The following is a 24,695-nucleotide window of genomic DNA, read 5'->3' as shown; positions in this document are numbered from 1 at the left end:
GCCGCATGACGGTAGTCAGGCGCGGCGGATATCACCGACGACGGCCGGTGCGGCCGGGCCGAACTCCTCGCCCGAACGGGCGGCGCGCGGGTTGGCCAGGCCGTGGAGTCGTCCCGGGGCATCCGATGTAAAAGTCACGCTGATGGAAATCGACCGGCCACCCGCAGGCCGACCATGTGTGGTTCCCCGGGCTGGTTTTGCGCGCGGCCGTCGACGTACACCTGCTGCATCACCGCCTGCCAGGACTCGATCTCGGGCATTGCTCCCCACATGCCCTCGAACAAACCGACGATCACGGCCCCGTCGTCGGTCAGGGCGTAGACCGGTCCGCCGAAGTCACGACTGTCCACGGCCATGTCGGCGATGATGAACCGGCCGTCGCTGACGGAGCTGATCGTTCCGCACCGTTGGCCGGCCGATCGACGAAACTGGCACACCGGCAGTCCAGGCTGCGCGCGTAGGCCCGGGGAGGACTTCAGTTGCCGGCCGGTCGGCAGCAGATCCGAGGCGGTCACGTCGGGGCCGAGAGCGATGACCTCGTATTCGACGGGCGACATCGCGCGATTCGGCGCGGCGTCATCGGCGTCATCGGCGGCCTGGCGGCGGGCGAGCACCACCTTCCCGACGGGGTTCCCGTCGTGGTCGGTGACGTCGGGCTCACCGTTCCCGCATTGACCGGTGGTCACCGCGACCCGCAACCGGGGCTCGACCAACCCCACCATGCACACCACGGCGCCCTGGCGAATCTCCATACCGGGAAAGGCGGTGACGGCCGGGGTCGCGATGGCGTGGCCCGGGCAGCCGACCACCGTCACCGCGAAACCGACGGCGATCGCCAGGCGACCGCCCCGCCCGCTGACCACTTCCATTGGGCGCCACCACCCCTCACATCCGTCCGAGGGATCTTGTCGGACACGCTGCTGAGCCGCGTATACCCGCGGGCAACGCCACCAAACGGCTTAATCACAGGGGCCGAGGCGAAATCGCCGATCACTCCTGGGGTACTGCCAGTTCGCCCTGGAATCGTTGCATGGCGTCGATCACGGCGGCGAGGACCCGATGCGCTGCCATCAGGTCGGTGTCGGGCAGCTCCTCGAGGGCGACCCGGCTGTGGGCATCGAGCGGAGTGAAGAACGACCGGGCGGTAGCCAGCCCCGATTCGCCGTGCCGCAGGATGACCTTGCGTCGGTCATCGGGATGGGAATCGCGCCGGATATGACCCGAGTCGATCAACCGATCCACCAGGTAGGTGATCGCCGAACCGGACAGCCCCATCCGTTGGCTGAGGTCTCCCGAGGTCATCGGCCGCCCCGCGGTCTCTGCCACCATGATGTACATCAATGCGCGGAAGTCATTGGACCGCAACCGATGTAACATCGCAAACCGCCGACCGATCTGGTCGGATTCGGTCGAGATCTCCCGCAGATCGGCCGAGATCAGCGACTCAAGCGCTTCGCGGCGCGGGCGCTGTTCATCGGCTTCCATAACAAAGTGAGCATATCCGGTGAACCGGCCACACAGTTCAGTTCGTTAATGGTTAATTGATTGAAATGACCCTCGGTGTCGACCGCGGCCGCGAGCCCGAGTACCCCGGCGGTGTTAGTTGCGACTGGCGAACCGATAGGAATTTCAGTAAGTTAATGTTTAAGTTATTGAACATGATGGGCAGATCGTCCGGGGTTGAGACGGCCTGAGCGGAGCGGGAACTCGACGGCTTGATGGCCGGGCTTCGCCTCCGAGCAGCGGTGTGACCGCGTGTGTTTGAGCCGTCTCAGCCCGGGAATGCCAAGCCGTCCAGGAGGGAGTGTGTGGCGAAGATGGGTGCTTTGTCGTTGACACCCGCCACGGAGTCGCCGGCGGCTGCCGCGGACTGGCCCGGCACCGCCCCCTTCGACGAGTGGCGCTCGAGCGTGCGGCACGGCGTTCTCGACCTTCTCGGCGCCTTCGTCGAACCCCGGCGCTCCCAGTTGGACGACACCCGCGTCGACGCCGCTGGCGACATCCTGTTGGCGTTCGCCTCCGGGGGCAAGTGCCTGCGGTCGACGTTCGTGTATTTGGGGTGGCTCTGCGGTGGCGCGCCCGGCGAGGCCGCGCTGCGGGCGGCGGCCAGTTTCGAGTTGCTGCACGTGTTCGCGCTGCTGCAGGACGACGTGATGGACGGTTCGGCGCAACGGCGAGGCCGCCCGTCGGCACACCTGCAATTCGCCCAATGGCACCGCGAACGTGGGTTATCCGGCTCGTCAGAGCGGTTCGGTGAATCGGCCGCCATCCTGCTGGGTGACCTCTGCCTGATCTGGTCGGAGCAGATGCTGCGGGAAAGCGGTGTCGGCGCCCGGCGGCTGCAGCGGGCGTGGCCCCGCTACGACACGATGCGCACCGAGCTGGCGGTGGGTCAGTTCGCCGACCTGACGAGCGATGTCCGGCGCATGCCCTCCCTGGAGGCCGTGCTGGACGTGGCGCGACGCAAGTCGGGCAACTACACGGTGCGGCGACCGTTGGAGATCGGCGCGACGATGGCTGATTGCGACGATCGGGCGCTGACCCAGCTCGGCCGCTACGGGGCCGCCATCGGAGAGGCCTTCCAGCTTCGTGACGACGTGCTCGGCGTCTTCGGCTCGCCGGCGATCACCGGGAAGCCGGCTGCAGGAGACCTGTTGGAACGCAAGGCAACCAGCGTCGTGGTGGCCGCTCACCAGCTGGCCGATCCGCCCACCCGGGCCGAACTGACCGAATTGATGAACGGCCATTTCCTTGACGACGACGCGCTCGACCGATGCAAAGCGCTGATCGTGGCGACCGGGGCGGTCCAGATGATCGAGCAGATGATCGCCGACCGGGTCGCGTCCGCCCGCGAACACCTCGACGGCACCTCGATCAACGACCCCGTTCGCGCCGCGCTGGACGAAATGGCCGCCGCCTGCACGGATCGCGCCGAATGAGCGGCACAAATTTGGGAGAATGCTGACATGCGGACCATCGAGGGACGCAGCGAGCGCGTGGTGGTGATCGGCGCGGGCCTGGCCGGCCTGTCCGCCGCGCTGCACCTGGCCGGCCGCGGGCGCAAGGTCACGGTGGTCGAGCGCCACCCCTGGCCGGGCGGACGCGCGGGCCGCCTCGACATCGACGGCTACCGCATCGACACCGGGCCGACGGTGCTGACGATGCCGGACATCATCGACGAGACTTTCGCGGCCGCGGGCCAGAGCCGGTCGGACCGGCTGGATTTGCTCCCTCTCGACCCGGCCTACCGGGCGGTGTTCGCCGACGGCAGCGCGCTCGACGTGCACACCGACCCGGACCGGATGACGACAGCCATTGAGGAGTTCGCTGGATTCGGGCAGGCAGCGGGCTACCGGCGGCTGCGCAAATGGCTGCAGCGGTTGTACAGGATCGAATTCGACGGGTTCATCGCCGCCAACTTCGATTCCCCGCTGTCGTTGCTCACGCCGCAGTTGGCGCGCCTGGCCGTGATCGGCGGCTTCCGCAAGTGGGACCGTGTCGTCAAGCGGCATATCAGCGACGCTCGGCTGCAACGGGTCTTCACGTTCCAATCCCTCTACGCTGGCGTGGCGCCGCGGAACGCCCTGGCCGTGTACGCCGTCATCGCCTACATGGACACCGTCGCGGGCGTGTTCTTCCCGCGCGGCGGCGTTCGCGCCCTCCCCGACGCGCTGGCTGCGGCCGCCGCCGACGCGGGGGTCGAATTCCGTTACGACGCCACCGTCACCGGGCTCGACCGCGCCGCTGGACGGGTCAGGGCGGTGCTAACCGATCGCCTGGACCCCATCACGTGTGACGCGGTGGTGCTGACCACCGAACTGCCGCAGACCTACGAACTGTTGGGCCGCACACCGCGGCGCCCCGTGCGGCTGCGCCCGGCGCCGTCGGCGGTCGTGGCCCACCTGGGGTGCCGCCGCGTCGCTTCCGGCGTGGCTCATCACACGATCCTGTTCGGTGATTCCTGGGATCAGACCTTCACCGACATCATCCGCGATGGCCGCCTGATGCAGGATCCCTCGCTGCTGGTCACCCGCCCCACCGCCAGCGACCCGACCCTGGCACCGGACGGGAACGACCTGCTGTATGTGCTCGCCCCGGCGCCGAATCTGGATCGCGGGACCATCGACTGGGACACCGTCGGCGCGCGCTACGTCGACAACCTCATCGACCAGGTCGCGGAGCGGCTGTTGCCCGGGTTGCCCGGGGACGCAACGGTATTGGACGCCGTCACGCCCGCCGACTGGGCGCGCCAAGGCATGGCCGCGGGCAGCCCCTTCGCGCTGGCCCACACCTTCGGGCAGACGGGGCCGTTCCGGCCGGCCAATATGCTGCGCGGCGTCGAAAACGCGGTGCTCGCCGGGTCGTCAACGGTGCCCGGCGTCGGTGTCCCCACCACGCTGATCTCGGGTCGCCTCGCCGCCGACCGCATCACCGGCCCCAGCGCCGGCGGGGCCAACCGGATGACGACGCACCACGACATGAGGGCCGGGCTGACATGATTCGCAGCGAACTGGACGCGGCCGGAATCGACGATCCGCGCCTGCGCGAGGGGTATCGGCGCTGCCGCGAACTCAATGCCGCGCACGGCCGAACCTTCTTCTTGGCCACCCGCCTGCTGGCACCCGACCAACGTCCGCCGGTGCACGCCCTGTACGGTTTCGCGCGCTACGCCGACGACATCCTCGACGACCTCGACCCCAGCCTGAGCACCGACGTACGCGGCGCGCGGCTGCAGCAACTGGCCGACGAATTCTTCTGCGGCGGACACCATCTCGATGATCCCGTGCTCGCCGCGGTCACCCATACCGCCCGTCGGTACCGCATCGGCGCCCAACTGTTCGACGACTTCCTGGCGTCGATGCGGATGGATCTGACGGTCACCGACTATCCGGACCGCAAGGCGCTCAATCTTTACATGCGCGGATCCGCCGAAGCCATTGGCTTGCAGGTGCTTCCGGTGTTGGGCACCGTGGCGCCGGTACAGGAGACCGCGCCCTACGCCGCGGCGCTGGGCAGGGCGTTTCAGCTCACCAACTTCCTGCGCGACGTCGATGAAGACCTGTTGCGGCAGCGGGTCTACCTCCCGGCCGACGAACTCGCCGCACACGGTGTGGATCGCGAGCTGCTGACGTGGTGTCACCGCAATCGCCGCACCGACCCACGGGTGCGCGAGGCGCTGGCCGCCCAGCACGAGATCACCCGCGAGACTTACCGGTTCGCAGCCACCGGCATCGCCATGCTGAGCCCGCGCTCGCAACCGTGCGTCGCGGCCGCGGCGGCGCTGTACTCCGAAATCCTGGACCGCATCGAAGAGAGCGACTTCGCGGTGTTCAATCACCGGGCCACGGTCGGCCGAGCTCGACGACTGCAGGTCGCCGGCATCGGGCTGATACGGTCGTGGCGGGCGCGCAATACTTCGCCCGGCGTTACCGATGCCCCGGGGGCCGCATGACCGATCGCTGGCAATATCTTCTGGTCCTGGCCGCCTGCCTGGGGATCACCGCGCCCCTGGAGTTCATCGGTCCCGGCGTCTACCGGCAGTGGCGGCGACTGGTGAAGGCCGTCTTCCCGGTGGCCGTGGCGTTTCTGCTCTGGGACGAGATCGCCATCGCGGCACACGTGTGGACGTACAACGGCGCGTACATCACCGGCGTGGACATCCCGTTCCGGGTGCCGATCGAGGAGGTGCTGTTCTTCGTTGTCATTCCGATTTGCGCGTTGCTGACCTACAACGCCGTGAGCACGATCCTGGACAGGGTCAACCGGCGGTGAGCGGCCTGGGGTATACCGTTCCGGCCGTGGCGTCGGTATTCGCAGTCTGCACACTGGAATTGGCGGTCCTGCGCACCGGCCTCTTCCGGCGACCGGCCTACTGGTTGTCGATGCTGATCATTCTCGGGTTCCAGGTTCCGGTTGACGGGTGGCTGACCAAGCTCAGCTCTCCCATCGTCAGCTACGACCCTCACCACATCACCGGACTGCGGTTCCCGTTCGACATCCCGGTCGAGGATTTCTTGTTCGGCTTCGCACTGGCCACCGCGGTGCTGCTGGGTTGGGAACGCCAACGTGCGCGTCGGTGAGGCCGGCCCGACGCCAGGCGAACTATCGGCCGCCTTCGACGCCGGGGCGACAGCCTACGACCGCCTGGTGGGTGCCAGCCCGGGGTATCACCAGCAACTGCTGCTGTCCGCCCGCCGCATGCGGATACGCCACCGCGGCAAGGGCTTACGGCTGCTGGACGCCGGGTGCGGCACCGGCGCGTCGACGGCCGCACTGCTGGCCGTCGCCCCGGAGGCCGAGATCGTCGCCGTCGACGCGTCGCGGGGCATGCTCGACGCGGCGGTCGCGAAAAACTGGCCCCCGTCGGTGCGGTTCGTGCACACCCCGGTCGAGCAGCTGGTCGAGCACGGGATCACCGGGCCGTTCGACGGAATCTTGGCCGCCTACCTCGTCCGCAACCTCGCCGACCGGGACGGCCAACTGCGGAAACTTCGGACGATGCTGCGGCCCGGTGCCACGCTCGCGGTGCACGAGTACTCGGTGCGCGACTCCCCCGCCGCGACCCGCATTTGGCACGCCGTGTGCTGGGGCATCATTATTCCCGCGGGATGGTGGCGCACCCGTGACGCGGCGCTGTACCGCTACCTGTGGCGCAGCGTGCTGGAGTTCGACGGCGCGGCCCGATTCCGGGACCGTCTCGCCGATGCGGGTTTCACCGCCGTGCACAGCGAAACGATGCCGGGCTGGGAGGCCAACATCGTGCACACCTTCCTGGCGGACGCGCCGCTATGACGACCCTCGCCACCGATCGCCGAAGCGAAACACTGCCCGCGCCAACCGGTTTCCCGGACGCCAGTGCGCTACCGTTGACGCCCCGAGCGGTCGTCGTGGGCGGTGGCATCGCGGGGCTGGCCGCCGCCACCGGCCTGGCCGAACGCGGCGTCGCCGTCGACGTGATCGAGCGCGAGGAATATCTCGGCGGCCGGGTGGGCGGCTGGACCGAGCGCGAAGACGGCACCGAGCTTGCGATGAATCGGGGCTTCCACGCGTTCTTTCGGCAGTACTACAACCTGCGCGCCCTGCTCCGCCGCGTCGAACCGCAGCTGCGGATGCTCACACCCGTCGACGACTATCCGCTCATCGACGGTGCGGGCCGGCGCGACACCTTCCGGGGGCTGCCGCGCACCCCACCGTGGAACGCGGTGGCCTTCGCCGCTCGCAGCCCGACCTTCCGCCTTCGCGACTTCCTGCAGATCGACGCTCGCGCCGCCGCGCCGCTGGCCGCGGTGTCGGTGCCCGGAATCTACGAACGCCTCGATCACTTCGATGCCGCGACTTTCCTCAAAAGCATCCGATTCCCAGAAGCGGCAAGGCATCTGGCGTTTGAGGTGTTCTCCCGCAGCTTCTTCGCCGACCCGTCGAAGCTTTCCGCGGCCGAGCTGGCGGCCATGTTCCACATCTACTTCCTGGGCTCGTCCGAAGGCCTGATCTTCGACGTCCCCACGTCCAACTACGACACCGCCCTCTGGCAACCGCTGCGCGGCTACCTCGAGGCGCGCGGGGTGGGATTCCGGCTCGGCACCAGCGTCTCTCGCATCGAGACCGGGTCGACGCAACCGTTCCGGGTGCGGACGGATTCGGGCGATCACCTGGACGCGGACGCCGTGGTGCTGGCCACCGACGTGGCCGGCCTGCAGCGCGTCGTCGGGGCCTCGACCGGCCTGGCCACCGGCGACTGGCGCGCACAGATCGCGCGGCTGCGGACCGCGCCGCCGTTCGCGGTCCATCGGCTGTGGCTCGATCGTCCCGTCACGGCGCAGCGGCCGGCGTTCCTGGGCACGGCCGGCCACGAGCCGCTGGACAACATCAGCGTGTTGGAACGCTACGAACGCGAGGCCGCCGAGTGGTCGCGTGCGCACCACGGTTCGGTCGTCGAACTGCATTCCTACGCCCTCGACGCACCGCCGTCGCGCGCGGCGGCGCTGCGCCAGCTGCGCAGGGTGTATCCGGAAACCGCTGCGGCGCAGATTATTTGCGAGCGAATACTGCATCGCAGCGATTGCCCGCTGTTTGCGCCCGGCTCCTACGCGGACCGCCCGGCGGTGGTCACCCCCCAGCAGGGCCTGCTGTTGGCCGGCGACGCCGTGCGCGTCGACTTGCCGGTCGCACTCATGGAGCGCGCCGCCACCACCGGTTGGTGCGCCGCGAACCATTTGCTGAAAAGATGGGGACTGGCCGGGCACCCGTTGGTCACCGTACCCACCCGAGGCCGGTCGGCCCTGTTGCGATGGCTCGCCACCCGCGAAGGATCCACTCAACGATGAATATTCGCGAACAGCTTCACCAGCTATGGCCCGGGCCGCGGCCCAAAAGCTGGCCCTTGCAGGCGATCCCACGCACTCCGTGGGCCGGCCAGCGCCCGACCTACCGCGAGGCGCAGCCCGCCATCATCGACGACGCCCTGAATCGGGCCCAGAGTAGGCCGACCGGGAACTGGTTCGCGTTCGCCGGCAGCGCCGACGTGCGGTCCGGACGGCCCTTCGGCGCCCGGGTCGCAGGGGTCGACATCGTCGCCTGGCGCGACGACGAACGCCGGCTCCGCGTCGGCCCACGCAGTTGCCCCCACCTGGGCGCGGACCTGGCCACCGGGACGGTGCACGGCGGCACCCTGATCTGCCGATGGCACGGACTGGCCCTGGACGGCCGGGCGCGCGAATTCGGCTGGAGCCCGTTGCCCAGCCACGACGACGGCGTTTTGGCGTGGGTGCGGCTCGACAAGGCCGGCGGCGAGGAGCCGTCGGCCGAACCGGTGCTACCGGCCCGGCCGACCGGTGACACCCTGGCCGCCGTCGCCCGCATGGCGGGCGTGTGCGAGCCCGCCGACATCATCGCCAACCGACTGGATCCCTGGCACGGCGCCTGGCTTCACCCCTATTCATTCACCCGGCTCGAAGTGCTCACCACCCCAACTGAAACCGTCGATCGCTTCTTGGTGGCGGTGACCTTCCGGATGGGTCGCCTGGGCGTCCCGGTCGTCGCGGAGTTCAGCTGCCCGGAGGCCCGCACCATCGTCATGCGCATCGTGGACGGCGAGGGAACCGGCAGCACGGTCGAAACCCACGCCACCCCAATCGGATTGGGCTCGGACGGCCGTCCCCGCACGGCCGTGCTGGAAGCCAGCATCGCGCATTCGGACCGGCCGGGGTTCGCGCGCGCGTCGCGGGCCGCCCCAGTGATCACCCCGCTCATGCGCTTCGCCGCCAACAGGCTCTGGCGCGACGACCTCGCTTACGCCGAGCGCCGCTACCAGGTGCGCGCCGGCCTGGGCTGACGGGGGCATTGCCGTGCGGAAAGGGTATGTCGCCGCTGTCGTCGTTACCGTTGGCGTGCACCTCGCCTACTTGGCCTACGTGCCCGTCGGCGGCTTCCTCGCGTTGCGCTGGCCGCGCACCATCGTGCTGCACCGGGCGGCCGTGGCCTGGGGCGTCGCCGTCATCGCGCTCAGGCTGCCCTGCCCGTTGACGTCGGCGGAATCGTGGGCGCGCCACCGGGCCGGCATGGATCCCCCGCCCACCACCGGGTTCGTCGACCGCTATGTCGTGGGTCTAGTCGTGCCCGCCGGCCGCGTCGGCGTCGCGCAGGCATTCGCCTTCCTGGGGGCCGCGATCTCCTGGGCCCTGTTCGCACGGCGCGTCAGCCGCTGAGGCCAGGCCGTCCCCCCGAAACCCCGGCGACTGCCGAATCCGTGACGGGCGGCACCGCTACGTGGTCAGGCCGACGGGACTTGCGCTGCCACAACGCCCAAGCGGCAACCGAAATCAAAATGGTCGAGAGGATCACGGTCGGCCAGAGGGCCAGCTCCGCCAGCCACAAGTCCCGCTGCACGCGCGCCACCGTACGCCGCCCGCGCCAGACGCGCCTCGGCATCTCTTTCACAGTCATCGCAGCCCTCATACCCCGCACCGGGCGAATCAAACGCCACGGCCCGAAAGGATCTCGAGCTTTGAAGGGGTTTGGCTCGCCGCGTTGGCGGCTAGTCACCAGCATGAGCACTGAGTCCCGCGTTCCCGCCGAGCCGTCATCGCAATCGTTCACCCGGCTAGCGGCCGCCTGGTGGGCACTCGTGGTCGGCCTGCTGATCCTGATCGTGCTGCTCATCTTCGTCGCACAGAACACCGACTCGATAACCGTGCACTTCCTCGCCTTCCACTGGAACTTGCCGGTGGGAGTGGGCTACCTGCTGTCGGCGGTGGCCGGCGCCACGACGACGGTGCTCGTCGGTGCCGCCAGAATGATCCAGTTGCGCAGGGCGGCCAAGAAACAACTCAAGGCGCTTTGATTCTCACCGCCCGCAAAACCCCTTGCTCAGCAGGCATTCCCGAATGCAATGTACTGGAGCCTTCGCGATCTGATCAGTAACTTAAATATTAACCGAATTAACGTGCTGGGTGACCTCCGAGCGATTCGGCGCGGGTCTTAGCGGGAATGCCACGGCGACGGGGCGGGAGGAAACCATGAGCCATAACGGAACTAGTGATGCGGTCGCGCAGGCGGTGGGCAAAGTCACGGAGGCTCTGGAGACCATCGAGCGAGCCCGCGGACACCTGTATTCGTTTCATCAGCTGACCGGGCGCGCCGACCTACAACTCGACGAGGCGGTGGCCCGGCTGAAGGATCTCGGACACGCCGACCTGGCGGAACACCTCAGGCGGGAACTCATCGGGCGCAACGTATTACCGGGGCGGTGGAGCTTCCAGGTCGTCGACGACTACGACGACGGCTATTACCGCTGTTTTCAGGAGATCGAGCGGCTGGTGCGAGACCGGCTCACCGGCGGACGTCGTCATCTCCACGAAGCGCAGCTGAAGGAACGCCGGCGCACCGCCGGGCATCCGGCCCACACCGCCACGCCCCACGACCACTCGTCGAAGGACTGAACTGATGCATTGCGTCGTGTTCGGCGCCACGGCATCCCTGGGCACGCGGCTCTTCCCCCAGCTGCTCGCGGCCGGGCACACCGTGCGGGCGCCTGACTCCGCCAGCTCGACGACGTCGCGTGGCACGCGCGAGTCGAGGTCGTTCAGGGCGACGTCATCGACACCGGCGCCGTACGGCGGGCACAAGACGGTCAACAGGCGCTGTACTACCTCGTGCATTCGCTGATGCCCAACGGGAGTGAGCTGGGCGCCAAGCGCCACCTGGCCCAACGCCCCCACGGCAACATCGACGAGAGCACGTGGCGGTATTCGCTGATGAACTGGGGTCACGACCCGATGAAGCCCTAGAGCGCCGGCGCGCGGTCCGCGCGGCGCCCGGGTGGTTCGCCGGCGGATCCGGTGCAAATGCGAGACACTTATCGGGGTTCGCGGGCCGCGTGTGGCGGTCGCCGATACGCTGGTCGGCGAATCTCGCAAGAAGGACACAGATTAGTGACCAAGCGCGGCGCCGCAAACCGGCGAATGGACCGAGCCGAACTCGAAAAGCTGATGTCGGCCGACATGCGTGCACTCACAGCGCAATCGGACCGCATCGGCCGGCACTTCGCCCGCCAGCATGACGTCGGCGGCACCGACTTACACGCCTTGTTGCACATCATGGTCGCCGAAACCGCCGGAACGCCGCTGACGCCGGCGCAGTTGCGCCACCGCCTCGACGTGTCGCCCGCCGCTATCACGTATTTGGTGGACCGGATGATCGACTCCGGCCACCTCCGCCGCGAGCCGGATCCCGATGACCGGCGCAAGACGCTGCTGCGCTACGAGGAATCGGGTATGGCCCTGGCCCGCTCGTTCTTCACCCCGCTCGGTGCGCACCTGCACGAGGCCCTTGCCGACGTCTCCGACCGCGATTTGACCGCCGCACACCGCGTTTTCCAGGCGATGATGGCGGCGATGTCCACCTTCGAATCGCAACTCGCCACGCCGGGCCAGAAACCGCCGGAAACGGACGGCAAGCCCGCCCCCACCAGGGGCCGGCGTCGTGCGGTGCACACCGGCGACCAACCTGGCTAGGGCACCGGTCGCCGGGCCGCGGAACCAAGCACCCGCTGCTCGATCAGCTCGGCCCCGCGCCGCACCCCGCCCGTCGCGGCGAACCCGGCGGCCACCCGACGAGCGCCGTCCGCCATCGTCATCGCCGCGCGCACCTTCGCCCGCAACCGTGCGGCCGTGAGGCTCTTAGCCGCCAGGCGGGTGCCGCACCGAGCGACCTCCACACGCCGAGCGACCTCCGCCTGGTCGCGCGCGAACGGCACGACGCAGACGGGCACGCCACGGTCGAGGGCCTTCAGCGTCGTGCCCATCCCGCCGTGCGTGATGGCGCAGCTGGCTCGCCGCAAGAGGGCTGCGTGCGGGACGAAGCGGCAGACGGTCGCGTTGGCCGGCGTGGGAAGGTCCGGCGGAATACCGGCCGGAAACGTCGCCACCACGTGGACGGGCTCGTCGGCCAGCGCCCGCAAGGCGATTCGTCCGAGGGCGGCGTCTGGCTGCCTGATTGACGAGGTGTTCACCAGCACCACCGGTCGGTTGATGTCAGCGACCCAATCCGGGGTGGACGCCTGCGGAGGTTCGAATACGCACGCGCCGATGTGGTGCACCAATGCGGCCCATCCCGGGTGGGGATACTCGAAGGGCTCGCCGCCGACGGCCAGCAGCAGCGGCGCCCGCCGCACGAAGTCGTCGACCGACACCACGGGCGACAACCCCAGCTCGGCGCGAATCGCGTTGACGCGCGGCACCACTGGCCGGTCGAACAGATGCCGGACGATCGGCCGCACTGAGGCGTCACGCAGTTCGCCCAGGATGCCCGGCAACGGGCGCAGCCCCGGACCGAACGGCGGCACCCCGCGCGACCGCAGGTACGGCGTGAACGGCGAGAAGACCAGCCACGGCGTATCGCCTGCCTCAGCGGCCGACATCGCCCCCCAGCAGTTCGCGTCCACAATCACCGCGTCCGGTCGCACGGCGCACAACGCACGTCGCAGATCCTCGACTTCGAGTACCGCGCGCCGGCACAGCACGTCGATGGTTAACTTCAGCACTCCCAATGCGTTTCGGGCGCGCCAATCCTCACCGACGATCGACTCGATCGCCGGGTCGACCGGCTCGGCGTGGACGCCGACCGCGCGCATCGTCGCGACGCCAGCCGCCATGGTGCGCACGTGCACCTGGTGACCGCGGCCGGCGAGCTCGGTCAGCAGCGCGCCCGCCGGCAACAGATGCCCCAAGGCCGGCGACCCGTAGGCCAGTATCACCGCCATCTCGCACGCGGCTACGGGACGGGGGTCAGGTCGACGGCACGCAGGCCGGAGAGGCTTGCGACGCCACAGCCGTGCAGACAGACGCGGAGCTCGTCGATGAACGGCTGCAGCCAATCGACAACGGCCGCAGCCGAATCCATCGCGGCCGGAAGCAGGGGGCGAGCCACCGCTACCACGTCGGCTCCCAACGCGATCGCCTTCGCCGCATCCATACCGGTACGGATCCCGCCGGAGGCGACCAGCGGAAGGTCCGGCAGCACATCACGCACCTCCACGATCGCCCTCGCCGTCGGGATGCCCCAGTCAGCCAGATGCGGATAACGCAGCTCGCCGTAGCGGACGAATTGCTCGACCCGCGACCAGGAGGTGCCGCCGGCGCCCGCGACGTCTATTCCGGCGACCGGCAGATCTCCCTCGGCCCCAACCAGTTCCGTGGCGGCCGCCCCGCCGATGCCGTGACCCACCTCCTTGAGCAGCACAGGGCAATCGATCGCGTCGGCCGCATCACGCAGCCGGGCCAACGAGCCGGAGAAATCGGTGTCACCGTTGCGCTGGATCGCTTCCTGCAACGGATTGGTATGCACCGCAAGCGCATCGGCGCCCACCCGATCCAGGGCCTTCGCCAGATCGGGCACGGTGGCCTTGGTCAGTTGGGCCAGGCCGATGTTGCCGAACAGCAAGACATCCGGGGCCACGTCACGGACGGTGAAGCTTCCGGCGGCACGTTCACCCAACGCGCTGTCCAACATGATCCGCTGCGAGCCGAGCATCATCCCGATGCCGAGCTCTTGCGCAGCCGCGGCCAGGTTCCGGTTGATGGTCCCCGACAACTCGGCGCCGCCGGTCATCGCGCCGATCAGAACCGGGAAGCGCAGGTCCGCGCCGAACAATGTGGTCGACAGGTCGATGTCATCGAGGCTGGTCTGGGTCAGGGCGTTGTAGGGCAACCGGTAACGCTCCAGCCCGGTGGTCACATGCTCGTAGTTGACCGGCTCGGCGAGGCACACGTCGATGTGGCGCCGCTTGCGGGTGGTGGGCGCCCGATCCGCCGTCACGGCAGCCACCCCGGGGCGACGAAGCCGCGCCCGCTCGCATCCATAATGTCCATAGTGCCCCTTGTTGCGCACCGCCAATGTGCAGCGGCGCATAATTTCAGTTGATTAATGTTTAACATACTGAAAGACTTCACAGCGTGGTGTGGGATCGCTTGGCCGCGGCCGTAACGGGACGATGCTCGTGGCTGATCGCGCTGGCCGCCGTCCTCCTCGGCGGCGTTTTCCTCGCGCTGATCGGCGCCAACGGCGCGGCCGGACAGGCGCCGCTGTCGGTGCCGACCCGTTCGGACTCGGCGAAGGTCGACGCCATGTTCCGCCATTTCCCCGGGGGAGACCGTGTCCCGCTGATCCTGGTGGTCAGCCGCACCGATGGTGCCGCGCTGGGTCCCGCCGACGTCGCCGCCGCCCAAGCCGCCCGGGACCGCATGCAGGCCGCCGCCACGCCGGGTGGGGCGACCGGAGCCGCGCCCCCGCAGGTGTCGGCCGACGGCAAGGCGGCTATCTCGGTGGTGCCCATTGGCGCCGACCTCTCGGGCCTCGACTTAAGCGACGCGGTCGCCACGCTGCGCCGGGCCGCCTCCACCGGCCTGCCGGCGCAGCTGGCGGCCCACGTGACCGGCGGCCCGGCGTTCGGCGCCGACATTGCCGGCGCGTTCACCAATGCCAACGTCACCCTGCTCGCGGTGACGGCATCGGTGGTGGCGCTGCTGCTGGTCGCCACCTACCGCTCCCCCGTGCTGTGGCTGGTGCCGCTGCTGGTGGTCGGGTTCGCCGACCGGGTCGCGGCGGCGGTGGGCACCGCGGTGGCGTCGTTGACCGGGCTGAGCTTTGACGGCGCCACGTCCGGGATCACCAGCGTGCTGGTCTTCGGGGCCGGCACCAACTACGCGCTGCTGCTGATTTCGCGGTATCGGCAGGAGCTTCGGCGCCATCCCGAACATCGAGATGCGTTGCGCCGCGCGGTGCGGATGGCCGGTCCGGCGATCGTCGCCAGCAACGCCACCGTGGTGCTGGCCCTGCTCGCCTTGCTGTTCGCCTCAACCCCGAGCACGCGCAGCCTGGGCGCGCTGGCGGCCTGCGGACTGGTGGTCGCCGCGGTATCCGCCCTGGTGATACTCCCCCCGCTGCTGGCGCTGTGCGGCCGGCGATTGTTCTGGCCGTTCGTCCCGCGTCCCGAGGACACCGCCACCGCGGATTCGGGTGCCTGGCAGCGCATCGGCGAATGGGTGAACCGGCGCCCGGCATTGGTGGCGACGGCCGCGATCGCGGGCCTGGCGGTGCTTGCCACCGGCCTGCTGGGCACACGAATCGGCTTGTCGCAGACCGACCAGTTCCGGGTGCACGCGGATTCGGTCTCCGGCTATGACATCGTGGCGGCGCATTTCCCGGCCGGCCTGGTCAACCCCACGCTGGTGATCGCCCCCACCGTGTCGCAGATGCCGCAGGCCATCAGCGCGACTCGCGGCGTGGTGTCGGCGACCGAATCGGGCCGCTCGTCCTCGGGCCTTTCGAAATGGTCGGTGGTGATCGACGCGCCGCCGTCCTCCGAGCGCGCGTTCAATATCATTGCCGCACTGCGCCAGACGACGAAGTCGGCGAGCCCCTCCGCGTTGGTGGGTGGGGCGGACGCGCAGGCGCTCGACGTCCGCGACGCGGCCACCCGTGACCGGCATCTGCTGATTCCGGCGATTCTCGCCGTCATCCTGCTCGTCCTGTATGTCCTGCTACGGTCCGCGCTTGCCCCGCCCACACTGCTGGCGGCGACGATCCTGGGGGCGCTGGCCGCGATCGGCGTGGGCGGCTGGACCAGTAGCCACGTCTTCGGCTTTCCGGCGCTGGACAACAGCACCCCGTTGTTCGCCTTCCTGTTTCTGGCCGCACTCGGCGTGGACTACACCATCTTCCTGGTCACGCGCGCCCGCGAAGAGTCCGCGGAGCGTGGCGCACGCGCCGGCATGGTCGCCGCGGTGTCCGCCACCGGCGGCGTCATCACCAGTGCGGGAATCGTTTTGGCCGCCGTCTTCTGCGTGCTCGGCGTGCTGCCGTTGATCGTGCTGACCCAGCTGGGCATCATCGTCGGCCTGGGCATCCTGCTGGACACCTTCGTGGTCCGCACGCTGGTCATCCCCGCACTATTCGCCCTCCTCGGCGACCGCATCTGGTGGCCGTCAGCGCCCAGACCCGCCAAAGCCGCAGCGACACAAGCAGAGAACCAACCGGAACGGAGCATCCCTTGAACAGGTCAACCCTTGCCGCCACCAGCCTCGCCGTCGCCGCCGCCGCGGTGACCGGCAGCGTCGCCAACGCCAAAGCCGCTCCCGCCTGGTATGCGCGGCTGCGCAAGCCGGCGTATCAACCACCCAGCGCCGCCTTCCCGGTGGCGTGGACCTCCCTGTACGGCGACATCGCGGTCACGTCGGCGGTTGCCATCGACCGTTTTCGGGCGGCGGGACGAGAGGATGAGGCGCGCCGCTACGCCGCGGCGCTCGGCGTGAACCTCGTACTCAACGCCGGATGGAGCTGGCTCTTCTTCGGCTTCCACAAATTGGGCGCCTCGGCGGCCGGTGCCGCAGTGCTGACGGCCAGCAGCGCCGACCTCGCGCGGCGGGCGGCGCAGGCCGACGCGCGTGCCGGGCTGGCCCTGTCGGCTTACCCGCTGTGGTGTTCCTTTGCGACCGTACTGGCCACCCACGTTTGGCGGCTGAATCGCTGAATCATGCCGACGCTCTTGTGGTTTCGTCGCGACCTGCGGTTGGGCGACCATCCTGCGCTGAACGCCGCGGCCGGCGACGGCGAGGTGCTTGCCTGCTTCGTGCTGGACCCGAAGCTCGAGGCGTCTTCTGGGCGGCGCCGGCTCCAGTTCCTGGGTGACTCGCTGCGGCGGTTGAGTGACGACCTGGACGGCCGGCTCCTGGTGACCCGCGGGCGGCCCGATGAGGCGATCCCGCGGATCGCCAAGGAGATCACCGCGTCGGCGGTGCACATCACCGAGGATTTCGCGCCCTACGGTTGGCGCCGTGACGAAAAGGTGTGTGCAGCACTGGATTCCGTTCCCCTGGTGGCCACGGGCTCGCCGTACCTGGTCTCGCCGGGCCGCGTCGCCAAGAAGGACGGCTCGCCCTACCAGGTGTTCACACCGTTTCTGCGCCAATGGCGCGAGTCCGGCTGGCGGGCTCCGGCGAAATCCGGCGCCGGCTCGGCGCGCTGGCTCGATCCGGCGGGGCTGCGGATCAATGCGGCCCAGATCCCCGATCCCGGAGCCTCGCTCGACCTCGACGCGGGTGAGGCGGCGGCGCGCAGGCAGTGGAAATCATTCGTGGACAACGGTTTACAGCACTACGGCGTAGAGCGGAACCGGCCCGACCTGCAGGGCACCAGCCGCATGTCGGCATACCTGAAGTTCGGCTGCATCCACCCCCGCACCATGGTCGCGGACCTCGATCTCCGTCATGCCGGGGCGCAAGCGTACCTGCGTGAGCTGGCATTTCGCGATTTTTACGCCGCCGTGCTGCACCATTGGCCGGCCAGCGCCTGGCGCAACTGGAACCGTCAGTTCGACGGGATCCGCACCGACACCGGCGCCGAAGCGAAACGCCGCTTCGAGTCCTGGAAAGCCGGCAAGACCGGGTTTCCGATGGTGGACGCGGGAATGCGTCAGCTGCGGGAGACCGGTTTCATGCACAACCGGGTGCGGATGATCGTCGCCTCGTTCCTGGTGAAAGACCTGCACCTGCCGTGGCAGTGGGGCGCCGAGTGGTTTCTGGATCAATTGGTCGACGGCGATATGGCGAACAACCAGCACGGGTGGCAGTGGTGCGCGGGCTGCGGAACCGACGCCGCGCCGTTCTTCCGGGTGTTCAACCCGACCACCCAGGGCGAGAAGTTCGATCCGTCCGGGGCTTACATCCGGCGGTGGGTGCCCGAGTTGCGCTCCGTGGACGACGCACACCTGCGCAAAGGCGAACGGCCGGCGGGCTACCCCGCCCCGATCGTCGACCACGGCGCCGAGCGCACCGAGGCGCTGCGCCGTTATCAGAGCATCTGAGCCGGACGTCGACGCGCCGAATAGTCGCCCGGGTGAATGTTTGCTCATTCACCCGCCCCGAAGCTGGTTGGCATACAATCATCAGCCGATTCCCAGTTATCAAGCCGCCCGGGAGGCACGAAATGACACCCTTCTTCGTTCGGACGCTGCTGGCCTCCGGTGCCGCCGCGGGGTTGCTGGTCAGCGTGAACGCCTGTTCGTGCTCCGTCGGGTCGTCGCACACCGTCAGCAAGAGCGATGTCGCCAGCCAGATCACGTCGAAGTTGACCGACGCCGCCGGCAACAAGCCCGACTCGGTGAACTGTCCGAACGACTTGCCGGCGAAGGTTGGGGCGCAACTGAATTGCGACATGAAGGTGAAGAACCAGACCTTCAACGTCAACGTGACCGTGACGAGCGTGGACGGCAAGGACGTCAAGTTCGACATGGTCGAGACGGTCGACAAGAACCAGGTCGCCAGCATCATCAGCAATAAGCTCGCCCAGCAGGTAGGCAGGAAGCCGGACTCGGTGACCTGTCCCGACAACCTGAAGGGTGTGCAGGGCGCGACGCTGCGCTGCCAACTCGTCGACGGCAGCGACAAATACGGCATCGCGGTGACCGTCACCAACGTCGACGCTGGCGACGTCAACTTCGACTTCAAGGTCGACGACCACCCCGAACCCGCGTCCTAGCAGCGGGTCGCCGCCGTCTGCCTAGCGAGCGGCCTTCTTGCGCTCGATGTCGGCCAGCGCGGCCGCCAGTTCGGCCCGCTGGGCGGCCGAGCTCTCCCAGGCGAGCTGTCGGTTCTTGACCACCTTGGCCGGCGCGCCGACGGCGATCGAGTAGTCGGGGATCACGCCGCGCACGACGGCGTGCGACCCCAGCACGCAGCCGCGCCCGATGGCCGTGCCGCGCAGCACCGTCACCTTCACGCCCACCCAGGTGTCGGGCCCGATCCGCACCGGCGACTTCACGATGCCCTGATCCTTGATCGGCAGGTTGATGTCGTCCATGCGGTGGTCGAAGTCGCAGACGTAGCACCAGTCGGCCATTAGCACCGAGTCACCGAGCTCGATGTCGAGGTAGGCGTTGATCACGTTGTCGCGGCCCAGCACCACCTTGTCGCCGAACCGCAGCGATCCTTCGTGGGCACGAATGGTGTTTTTGTCGCCGATGTGCACCCATCGGCCGATCTCCAGCTGCGCCAGTTCGGGCGTCGCATGAATCTCCACGCCCTTGCCAAGGAACACCATCCCGCGGGTGATGATGTGCGGGTTGGCCAGCTTGAACTTCAGCAGCCGCCAATAGCGCACCAGGTACCACGGTGTGTACGCGCGGTTGCGCAGCACCCATTTCAGCGAGGCCACCGTGAGGAACTTGGCCTGGCGCGGATCCCGCAGATTCGATCCCCGCCAGCGGCGATGGATCGGTGCGCCCCACATGCTCGTCATGGCCGGACAGCCTAGCGCGCGCTTATCGCCGTCGAGAACGGCGGGCAATCCGCCGGAGCCGAGCCGCCACGGGTTACCCTCACCTGTACTCGCTGGCCGCTCATGCCGAACGCCGTGGAAAAGGATCTGGGATTCGAGGTGCTTGACCGACATCTCCCGCGAGGGCTTCGGCGTTGGTCATCCGCGCTGCTGGCGGCGGGAATCACGGTTGGGCTCGGCGGCTGCGCCAACACCGACTCCTGGGTGGAGGCGTCCGCCTCGGCGGGGTGGCCGGCGCAATACGGCGACGCCACCAACAGCAGCTACACCGGCACCGACGGCGCGTCCAAGCTGTCGCTGCGGTGGACGCGCTCGGTCAAGGGCGGTTTGGGAGCGGGCCCGGCGCTCAGCGCGCGCGGCTACCTGGCCCTCAACGCCCAGACCCCGGCCGGATGCTCGCTGATGGAATGGGAGAACGACAACAACGGCCGGCAGCGCTGGTGCGTGCGGCTGTTCCAGGGCGGTGGCTTTGCCGGCCCCCTATTCGACGGGTTCGACAACCTCTACGTCGGCCAGCCCGGCGCGTTCCTCTCCTTCCCGGTGACGCAGTGGACGCGATGGCGCCAGCCGGTGATCGGAATGCCCACCACCCCAAGGTTTCTTGGGCACGGACAACTGCTGGTCGCGACGCATCTGGGTCAAGTGCTGGTGTTCGAGGCGCACCGCGGCGCGGTGGTCGGCAGCCCGATGGATATGGTCGAGGGCGTCGATCCCACCGATGCGACGCGCGGGTTGGCCGATTGCGCGCCGGCCCGGCAGGACTGCCCGGTGGCCGCCGCACCCGCGTTCTCGGCGGCCAGCCAGATGGCGGTGCTGGGCGTCTGGCAACCGGGCGCCCCGGCCGCGGGGCTGGTCGGGCTGAAGTACCACCCCGGACAGACGCCGCTGCTGTCTCGCGAGTGGACCAGCGACGCCGTCGGCGCCGGCGTCATCGCCAGCCCCGTGCTGTCCGCCGACGGGGCGACTGTCTACGTCAACGGTCGCGACCAGCAGCTATGGGCGCTGCGCGCCGCCGACGGAAAGGTGAAATGGTCGGCGCCGTTGGGGTTCCTGGCGCAGACGCCGCCCGCGGTCACCCCCGCTGGCCTCATCGTGTCGGGCGGGGGGCCCGACACCCGGTTGGTCGCATTCAAGGACGCGGGCGATCACGCGGACCAGGCGTGGCGCCGTGACGACGTCGTCCCGCTGTCGTCGTCAAGTCTGGCCGGCGCCAACGTCGGCTACACCGTCGTCAGCGCACCGGCCACGAACGGCGCGCCCGGCATGTCATTGCTCGTGTTCGACCCCGGCAACGGCCACACGCAGGGCAGTTACCCCCTTCCGGCCGCCACCGGCTATCCCGTCGGGGTGTCGATCGGCGCCGATCGTCGCGTGGCGGCCGCCACCAGCGACGGCCAGGTGTACGGTTTCGCCCCGGCGTGACCGGGACATACTGAGCCCATGCCCACCGACGACAACGAGATGCAAGCCGCGGTCGCCGCGTACTCCAACAGAGGCCAACGCCACGCGGCGGTGGACCGCACCGCGACCGTGGTGCTGCTCGCCGTCCAGGCATTCCTGGTCGCGGTCACGATAGGCCTGCTCAGCGTCTACGTCATGGCCACTGACCCGTGCGGCTACCAGAAGTGCGGCGACCCGGCATGGATCAATCGCGCCATGGTGCTGGGCATCGGGGGCGGCGGCGTCATCTTCGCCGCGACCCTGTTCATCGCGGTCCGTCGCCTCGCCCAGCGCCGGACCGCCTTCTTCGTCCCGATCGTCGGTTGTCTGGCGCAGATCGCGCTGGCCGCCGGCGCCGTGGCCATGGAGTTTCAGGCCGGCCCCGTTTAGGCGTCGCTGGCGACCCGCTTCGCCCGGCTACGCCGCGCTCGCGATCGCGACCGGATCGATGGCGGCGACCCGCTTCGCCCGGCTACGCCGCGCTCGCGATCGCGACCTAGATTGCCAGCGGCGGGATGGCGTTGCGGGGCACCCGGGCCTGGACCGGCCCGGCGAATGCCGGCAATATCTCGCCGGGCGCGAAATAGAAGATCAGCTCGTCGTCGGTGATGGCGAAGTTCTGGTAATGCGTCGGATCCTGCCCGGTCGACGGCAAAATGGCTGCGCCCAACGGGGTCTGGCGCTCCAGGTCGCGCTGCACGATCGGGAACATGCTGTCCAGCGGCGTAGTGCCCGGCGCGAACAGATTGTCGAAGGTGATGGGCTGCTTCGTCCCGAGGTTGTAGTTGAAGGCCTTGTACCAAATCGAGGGGTGCGCTCCGCCGAGGTCCTGGAAGAACTTGAGCACGACGCTGCGGGTGTTGTGCGGCGGCTGGCCCGAGCTGCGTTGCTCGGTGGTGGCCTCCAATTGGTAGGGCTGGTCCCGCGACCCAGAACTCTGCGCGACGTTGACGAAGCCGTCCCGGTTCTGCGTGACGTAGTCGGCCAGCGCCTGCTCGTCGGGGTAGTCGGCTGGAAACGCCATGTTCAATGTGTAGGTGGGACCGGTGGCGCGCACGCGACACATTTGGCCGTCCTCGATGGTGCCGCCCACACCGGCACACGACGGTGGGGCGGCGGCCGCCGGCCAACCCAACAGGGCCGTCGCTGCGAGCACCACGGCCGCTATCACGTAACGCATTCTTTGATTGTCCTTGCAGGTGAGGCGGGGGCTGGGCGCCTGGCAGAGCGATCGCACCAGCCTACCCGGCGCTACCGTGACGGACGGCAGACGAAGGCCGTCGTGCGCCCGGTGGATCGCGAGCCGATGCGGGTGATGACCACCGACAAGTGCCGGCCGCCGCGCGGCCGCATCCGTCGCCGCAACGCGTCGGGGTCCACCCGCACACCGCGCACCAGGACTTCCAAGGTCCCGCAGTCCAGCGCCGAGAGGGCCCGGCGCAGCCGCCGCTCATCGAACGCCAGCTGCTCGATCACCTCGAACCCCCGGACCGCCGGCGGCAGCTCATCCCCCGACAGGTAGGCGATGTCCGGGTCGAGTTGCCACAGCCCGTGCCGCGCGCCGTAGTGGCGCACCAGGCCGGCCCGCACCACCGCGCCGTCGGGGTCGACGATCCACTGTCCGGCCGGCCGCACGGGGCAGTCGTCCGGGTCGGCGTCGGTGATCTGCTCGCCGCGATCGAGGACACTGGCGCGGCGCCGGACGCCGCGCTGTGCCAGTCCGGGCGACCAGAGGCACGCTTCGCGCACCGCGCCGCCGCAGGACGTCACCTCGATCTCGCCGCCGAAGCCGATCCGAGCCAACTCGTCGAAATCGATTCCGGGAGCGCATTTTACGACGAGTTCGCGGCCCCGGTAGGTGTCGAGCAGGCCGCCCAGTGCCGGCCGGTAGTCGTCGAGGCGGAAGCGGCGCCGCCCGCCGACGCGTCGCGCCGGGTCGGCGAGCACCGCGGCGACGCGAGTCACCGGAGCCATCGCGTCGGCACGGCAGAGCACGGCGGACTCCCCGAGGTTGTGCCGCGCCATCGCCAGCCGCACCGGGTCGATGTCGCTGCCGACCGCCCGCACCCCGACGGCGCGCAGCGCGGCCAGCTCGGTGCCGATCGAGCAGGTGGCGTCGTGCACGACCGCCCCGGCCGCGGCGAGCCGCCTGGACCGGTGCAGCGCCACCGGCGCCGCGGTGGCCTGCTGCAGCGCCTCGTCGGTGAACAGCCAGCTCTGCACCGGGATTTCGGCACCCAGCGCGCCCAGTTTCTCGGCCGCGCGCCGGCGCAACAACGTCGTCTCGACCAACACCGGTGCCCGGTCGGCGAATCGCTCCCGCGCCGCGCCGACGTCGGCGACCCGCGTCGCGTCGGTCAGCTCGAGCGCGTCGACCGCCGCCAGCGCGGCGGCACCGGATTCCGACCGTAGGTAACGGACATCCTCGGCGGTGAAGGTGAGGCCGCCACTCAGGAGGGCTTGACCCCGGTGATCATCACGTTGTAGAACCAGCCCTTCGGCGCCACATGCCGCCATACATTTGCGTCCAGCCAACTCAGCGTCTTCCAGCTGTTGAACGCGAACTGCGCCCAGCCCCAGCCGAGCCGTCCGGGTGGCACCGCGCATTCAAACGTGCGCAGCGGCCACCCCAGCATTGCGGCGGTGAATTCCACTGTGGCCGTTTGCACTTCGGCCGCGCCAGCGTTGCCCGCCATCCGCTCCAGGTCGCCCGGGTCAAAGGTGTGCAGGTCGACGACCGCCTCCAGCGCCGCGGCCCGGGAGGATTCGTCGAGTTCGGCCTGCGGCCGCCGCCACCCGTCCAGTCCCGGCAGCTTGGTGACGTAGGTCGCCACGCGCCACGTCAGGGTGGACAACGTGCGGGCGTAGGTGTCGCCGACCGTGGTCGGCTCGCCGGCGAACACGAACCGGCCGCCCGGCCGCAGCACCCGGATTACCTCCCGCAGCGCCAGCTCAACGTCGGGAATGTGATGCAGCACGGCATGCCCGACGACGAGATCAAAGGTGTTGTCCTCGTAGGGGATTCCCTCAGCGTCGGCGACCCGGCCGTCGATGTCCAGCCCCAGCGACTGCCCGTTACGGGTGGCAACCTTGACCATCCCCGGTGACAGGTCGGTGACCGAGCCACGCCGGGCCACCCCAGACTGGATCAGGTTGAGCAGGAAAAACCCGGTGCCGCAGCCCAATTCGAGCGCCCGATCGTAGGGCAGCTCGCGCCGCACCTCGGCGGGAACGATGGCGTCGAAGCAATCCCGGGCGTAGTCCACACAGCGCTGGTCGTAAGAAATCGACCACTTCTCGTCATAGGACTCGGCCTCCCAGTCGTGGTAGAGCACCTGGGCCAGCTTGCTGTCGTGCCGGGCCGCTTCCACCTCTTCGGCCGTGGCATGCGGGTTGGGAACGGCATCGGTCGAACTCGTCGTCAT

Annotated in this window: 28 protein-coding genes; 19 read left to right on the top strand and 9 right to left on the bottom strand. The window is 69.0% G+C overall.

Features of this window, described 5'->3' with window-relative positions:
* Positions 1-15 precede the first annotated feature (15 nt).
* From A5695_RS30000 to A5695_RS04350, 3 genes are all read right to left on the bottom strand, one after another.
* Entirely contained in the window at positions 16-138 is a 123-nt protein-coding gene (locus A5695_RS30000) for a hypothetical protein (protein ID WP_255398583.1), read from the bottom strand.
* A complete protein-coding gene (locus A5695_RS04355; RefSeq protein ID WP_068078642.1) occupies positions 135-869 on the bottom strand; it encodes a hypothetical protein in 735 nt (244 codons plus the stop codon). The genes A5695_RS30000 and A5695_RS04355 overlap by 4 nt, the downstream gene beginning before the upstream one ends.
* A 121-nt stretch (positions 870-990) precedes the next feature.
* Positions 991-1,485, bottom strand: coding sequence for a MarR family winged helix-turn-helix transcriptional regulator (locus A5695_RS04350; RefSeq protein ID WP_068078639.1), 495 nt, complete (start codon positions 1,483-1,485; stop codon positions 991-993).
* Between the two features lie 272 nt (positions 1,486-1,757).
* On the opposite strand from A5695_RS04350, the gene A5695_RS04345 reads away from it, so the two are divergent.
* The 13 genes from A5695_RS04345 to A5695_RS04285 all read left to right on the top strand — a co-directional run bounded on the left by A5695_RS04345 (position 1,758) and on the right by A5695_RS04285 (position 12,011).
* On the top strand, positions 1,758-2,939 hold the full coding sequence (locus A5695_RS04345; RefSeq protein ID WP_068078638.1) for a polyprenyl synthetase family protein: 1,182 nt from the start codon (positions 1,758-1,760) through the stop codon (positions 2,937-2,939).
* A gap of 27 nt (positions 2,940-2,966) precedes the next feature.
* Positions 2,967-4,499 (top strand): phytoene desaturase family protein, encoded by a 1,533-nt coding sequence (gene crtI, locus A5695_RS04340; protein WP_068078636.1) that lies wholly within the window; start codon positions 2,967-2,969, stop codon positions 4,497-4,499.
* The gene (locus A5695_RS04335) at positions 4,496-5,452 is read left to right on the top strand and encodes a phytoene/squalene synthase family protein (protein WP_068078634.1); all 957 of its coding nucleotides are present in this window, start codon (positions 4,496-4,498) and stop codon (positions 5,450-5,452) included. The genes crtI and A5695_RS04335 overlap by 4 nt, the downstream gene beginning before the upstream one ends.
* On the top strand, positions 5,449-5,772 hold the full coding sequence (locus A5695_RS04330) for a lycopene cyclase domain-containing protein (RefSeq protein ID WP_068078632.1): 324 nt from the start codon (positions 5,449-5,451) through the stop codon (positions 5,770-5,772). Before A5695_RS04335 ends, A5695_RS04330 begins: the two co-directional genes overlap by 4 nt.
* Positions 5,769-6,080, top strand: a complete 312-nt coding sequence (locus A5695_RS04325) for a lycopene cyclase domain-containing protein (protein ID WP_068078630.1) — start codon at positions 5,769-5,771, stop codon at positions 6,078-6,080. The genes A5695_RS04330 and A5695_RS04325 overlap by 4 nt, the downstream gene beginning before the upstream one ends.
* Positions 6,067-6,792 carry a class I SAM-dependent methyltransferase gene (locus A5695_RS04320; RefSeq protein ID WP_068078628.1) on the top strand — a complete coding sequence of 242 codons (726 nt, stop codon included), beginning with the start codon at positions 6,067-6,069 and terminating at the stop codon, positions 6,790-6,792. The genes A5695_RS04325 and A5695_RS04320 overlap by 14 nt, the downstream gene beginning before the upstream one ends.
* Positions 6,789-8,324: an FAD-dependent oxidoreductase gene (locus A5695_RS04315; RefSeq protein WP_068078627.1), complete on the top strand. Its 1,536-nt coding sequence runs from the start codon at positions 6,789-6,791 to the stop codon at positions 8,322-8,324. The genes A5695_RS04320 and A5695_RS04315 overlap by 4 nt, the downstream gene beginning before the upstream one ends.
* Complete coding sequence (locus A5695_RS04310; protein ID WP_068078625.1) at positions 8,321-9,331, top strand: DUF5914 domain-containing protein; 1,011 nt, start codon at positions 8,321-8,323, stop codon at positions 9,329-9,331. The genes A5695_RS04315 and A5695_RS04310 overlap by 4 nt, the downstream gene beginning before the upstream one ends.
* A 13-nt stretch (positions 9,332-9,344) precedes the next feature.
* Positions 9,345-9,704, top strand: a complete 360-nt coding sequence (locus tag A5695_RS04305) for a DUF2784 domain-containing protein (protein WP_068078623.1) — start codon at positions 9,345-9,347, stop codon at positions 9,702-9,704.
* 341 nt (positions 9,705-10,045) lie between these two features.
* On the top strand, positions 10,046-10,339 hold the full coding sequence (locus A5695_RS04295; RefSeq protein ID WP_068078619.1) for a lipopolysaccharide assembly LapA domain-containing protein: 294 nt from the start codon (positions 10,046-10,048) through the stop codon (positions 10,337-10,339).
* Positions 10,340-10,514: 175 nt separating this feature from the next.
* Entirely contained in the window at positions 10,515-10,937 is a 423-nt protein-coding gene (locus A5695_RS04290) for a hypothetical protein (protein WP_068078617.1), read from the top strand.
* A 225-nt stretch (positions 10,938-11,162) separates the two neighbouring features.
* Positions 11,163-11,285, top strand: a complete 123-nt coding sequence (locus tag A5695_RS27210; protein ID WP_231974713.1) for a DUF3140 domain-containing protein — start codon at positions 11,163-11,165, stop codon at positions 11,283-11,285.
* Between the two features lie 144 nt (positions 11,286-11,429).
* Entirely contained in the window at positions 11,430-12,011 is a 582-nt protein-coding gene (locus A5695_RS04285; protein ID WP_068078615.1) for a MarR family winged helix-turn-helix transcriptional regulator, read from the top strand.
* Here A5695_RS04285 and A5695_RS04280 read toward each other — a convergent pair.
* Together A5695_RS04280 and fni are read right to left on the bottom strand one after the other, a co-directional pair.
* On the bottom strand, positions 12,008-13,258 hold the full coding sequence (locus A5695_RS04280; protein WP_068078613.1) for a glycosyltransferase: 1,251 nt from the start codon (positions 13,256-13,258) through the stop codon (positions 12,008-12,010). The two genes, A5695_RS04285 and A5695_RS04280, sit on opposite strands and share 4 nt — an antisense overlap.
* A gap of 11 nt (positions 13,259-13,269) precedes the next feature.
* Complete coding sequence (gene fni / locus A5695_RS04275) at positions 13,270-14,313, bottom strand: type 2 isopentenyl-diphosphate Delta-isomerase (protein WP_068078611.1); 1,044 nt, start codon at positions 14,311-14,313, stop codon at positions 13,270-13,272.
* Between the two features lie 137 nt (positions 14,314-14,450).
* Here fni and A5695_RS04270 point away from each other — a divergent pair, with 137 nt between their 5' ends.
* The 4 genes from A5695_RS04270 to A5695_RS04255 all read left to right on the top strand — a co-directional run bounded on the left by A5695_RS04270 (position 14,451) and on the right by A5695_RS04255 (position 19,032).
* Entirely contained in the window at positions 14,451-16,550 is a 2,100-nt protein-coding gene (locus A5695_RS04270; RefSeq protein ID WP_068078608.1) for an MMPL family transporter, read from the top strand.
* Positions 16,547-17,026, top strand: a complete 480-nt coding sequence (locus A5695_RS04265) for a TspO/MBR family protein (RefSeq protein WP_068078606.1) — start codon at positions 16,547-16,549, stop codon at positions 17,024-17,026. Before A5695_RS04270 ends, A5695_RS04265 begins: the two co-directional genes overlap by 4 nt.
* A 3-nt stretch (positions 17,027-17,029) precedes the next feature.
* A complete protein-coding gene (locus A5695_RS04260; RefSeq protein WP_068078604.1) occupies positions 17,030-18,358 on the top strand; it encodes a deoxyribodipyrimidine photo-lyase in 1,329 nt (442 codons plus the stop codon).
* Positions 18,359-18,480: 122 nt separating this feature from the next.
* Positions 18,481-19,032: a DUF4333 domain-containing protein gene (locus A5695_RS04255; RefSeq protein WP_068078601.1), complete on the top strand. Its 552-nt coding sequence runs from the start codon at positions 18,481-18,483 to the stop codon at positions 19,030-19,032.
* Positions 19,033-19,053: 21 nt separating this feature from the next.
* Here the strand turns inward: A5695_RS04255 and A5695_RS04250 are convergent, their stop codons facing one another.
* Entirely contained in the window at positions 19,054-19,791 is a 738-nt protein-coding gene (locus A5695_RS04250; protein WP_068078599.1) for an acyltransferase, read from the bottom strand.
* Positions 19,792-19,893: 102 nt separating this feature from the next.
* On the opposite strand from A5695_RS04250, the gene A5695_RS04245 reads away from it, so the two are divergent.
* Both A5695_RS04245 and A5695_RS04240 read left to right on the top strand, forming a co-directional pair.
* Complete coding sequence (locus tag A5695_RS04245; RefSeq protein WP_369830155.1) at positions 19,894-21,252, top strand: PQQ-binding-like beta-propeller repeat protein; 1,359 nt, start codon at positions 19,894-19,896, stop codon at positions 21,250-21,252.
* Between the two features lie 18 nt (positions 21,253-21,270).
* Positions 21,271-21,660 (top strand): DUF6264 family protein, encoded by a 390-nt coding sequence (locus A5695_RS04240; RefSeq protein ID WP_068078597.1) that lies wholly within the window; start codon positions 21,271-21,273, stop codon positions 21,658-21,660.
* 106 nt (positions 21,661-21,766) lie between these two features.
* On the opposite strand, the gene A5695_RS04235 is transcribed toward A5695_RS04240, so the two are convergent.
* The 3 genes from A5695_RS04235 to A5695_RS04225 all read right to left on the bottom strand — a co-directional run bounded on the left by A5695_RS04235 (position 21,767) and on the right by A5695_RS04225 (position 24,695).
* Complete coding sequence (locus A5695_RS04235; protein ID WP_068078595.1) at positions 21,767-22,450, bottom strand: esterase; 684 nt, start codon at positions 22,448-22,450, stop codon at positions 21,767-21,769.
* Positions 22,451-22,521: 71 nt separating this feature from the next.
* Positions 22,522-23,787, bottom strand: coding sequence for an SAM-dependent methyltransferase (locus A5695_RS04230; protein WP_068078593.1), 1,266 nt, complete (start codon positions 23,785-23,787; stop codon positions 22,522-22,524).
* Positions 23,721-24,695: a class I SAM-dependent methyltransferase gene (locus tag A5695_RS04225; RefSeq protein ID WP_068078592.1), complete on the bottom strand. Its 975-nt coding sequence runs from the start codon at positions 24,693-24,695 to the stop codon at positions 23,721-23,723. The genes A5695_RS04230 and A5695_RS04225 overlap by 67 nt, the downstream gene beginning before the upstream one ends.

Origin of the sequence: Mycobacterium sp. E1747, assembly GCF_001667775.1 — a bacterium.
Lineage (GTDB): Bacteria > Actinomycetota > Actinomycetes > Mycobacteriales > Mycobacteriaceae > Mycobacterium.
Note: the sequence above shows the minus strand (reverse complement) of the source record. Positions and strands in the feature narration are given on the sequence as shown.

Coding starts and splice junctions, on each gene's coding strand:
- A5695_RS04355 (WP_068078642.1), bottom strand. CDS start 869: ATGGAAGTGGTCAGCGGGCGGGGCGGTCGCCTGGCGATCGCCGTCGGT.
- A5695_RS04350 (WP_068078639.1), bottom strand. CDS start 1,485: ATGGAAGCCGATGAACAGCGCCCGCGCCGCGAAGCGCTTGAGTCGCTG.
- crtI (WP_068078636.1), top strand. CDS start 2,967: ATGCGGACCATCGAGGGACGCAGCGAGCGCGTGGTGGTGATCGGCGCG.
- A5695_RS04335 (WP_068078634.1), top strand. CDS start 4,496: ATGATTCGCAGCGAACTGGACGCGGCCGGAATCGACGATCCGCGCCTG.
- A5695_RS04330 (WP_068078632.1), top strand. CDS start 5,449: ATGACCGATCGCTGGCAATATCTTCTGGTCCTGGCCGCCTGCCTGGGG.
- A5695_RS04315 (WP_068078627.1), top strand. CDS start 6,789: ATGACGACCCTCGCCACCGATCGCCGAAGCGAAACACTGCCCGCGCCA.
- A5695_RS04310 (WP_068078625.1), top strand. CDS start 8,321: ATGAATATTCGCGAACAGCTTCACCAGCTATGGCCCGGGCCGCGGCCC.
- A5695_RS04295 (WP_068078619.1), top strand. CDS start 10,046: ATGAGCACTGAGTCCCGCGTTCCCGCCGAGCCGTCATCGCAATCGTTC.
- A5695_RS04290 (WP_068078617.1), top strand. CDS start 10,515: ATGAGCCATAACGGAACTAGTGATGCGGTCGCGCAGGCGGTGGGCAAA.
- A5695_RS27210 (WP_231974713.1), top strand. CDS start 11,163: ATGCCCAACGGGAGTGAGCTGGGCGCCAAGCGCCACCTGGCCCAACGC.
- A5695_RS04280 (WP_068078613.1), bottom strand. CDS start 13,258: ATGGCGGTGATACTGGCCTACGGGTCGCCGGCCTTGGGGCATCTGTTG.
- A5695_RS04260 (WP_068078604.1), top strand. CDS start 17,030: ATGCCGACGCTCTTGTGGTTTCGTCGCGACCTGCGGTTGGGCGACCAT.
- A5695_RS04255 (WP_068078601.1), top strand. CDS start 18,481: ATGACACCCTTCTTCGTTCGGACGCTGCTGGCCTCCGGTGCCGCCGCG.
- A5695_RS04250 (WP_068078599.1), bottom strand. CDS start 19,791: ATGACGAGCATGTGGGGCGCACCGATCCATCGCCGCTGGCGGGGATCG.
- A5695_RS04245 (WP_369830155.1), top strand. CDS start 19,894: ATGCCGAACGCCGTGGAAAAGGATCTGGGATTCGAGGTGCTTGACCGA.
- A5695_RS04240 (WP_068078597.1), top strand. CDS start 21,271: ATGCCCACCGACGACAACGAGATGCAAGCCGCGGTCGCCGCGTACTCC.
- A5695_RS04235 (WP_068078595.1), bottom strand. CDS start 22,450: ATGCGTTACGTGATAGCGGCCGTGGTGCTCGCAGCGACGGCCCTGTTG.
- A5695_RS04230 (WP_068078593.1), bottom strand. CDS start 23,787: ATGGCGGCATGTGGCGCCGAAGGGCTGGTTCTACAACGTGATGATCAC.
- A5695_RS04225 (WP_068078592.1), bottom strand. CDS start 24,695: ATGACGACGAGTTCGACCGATGCCGTTCCCAACCCGCATGCCACGGCC.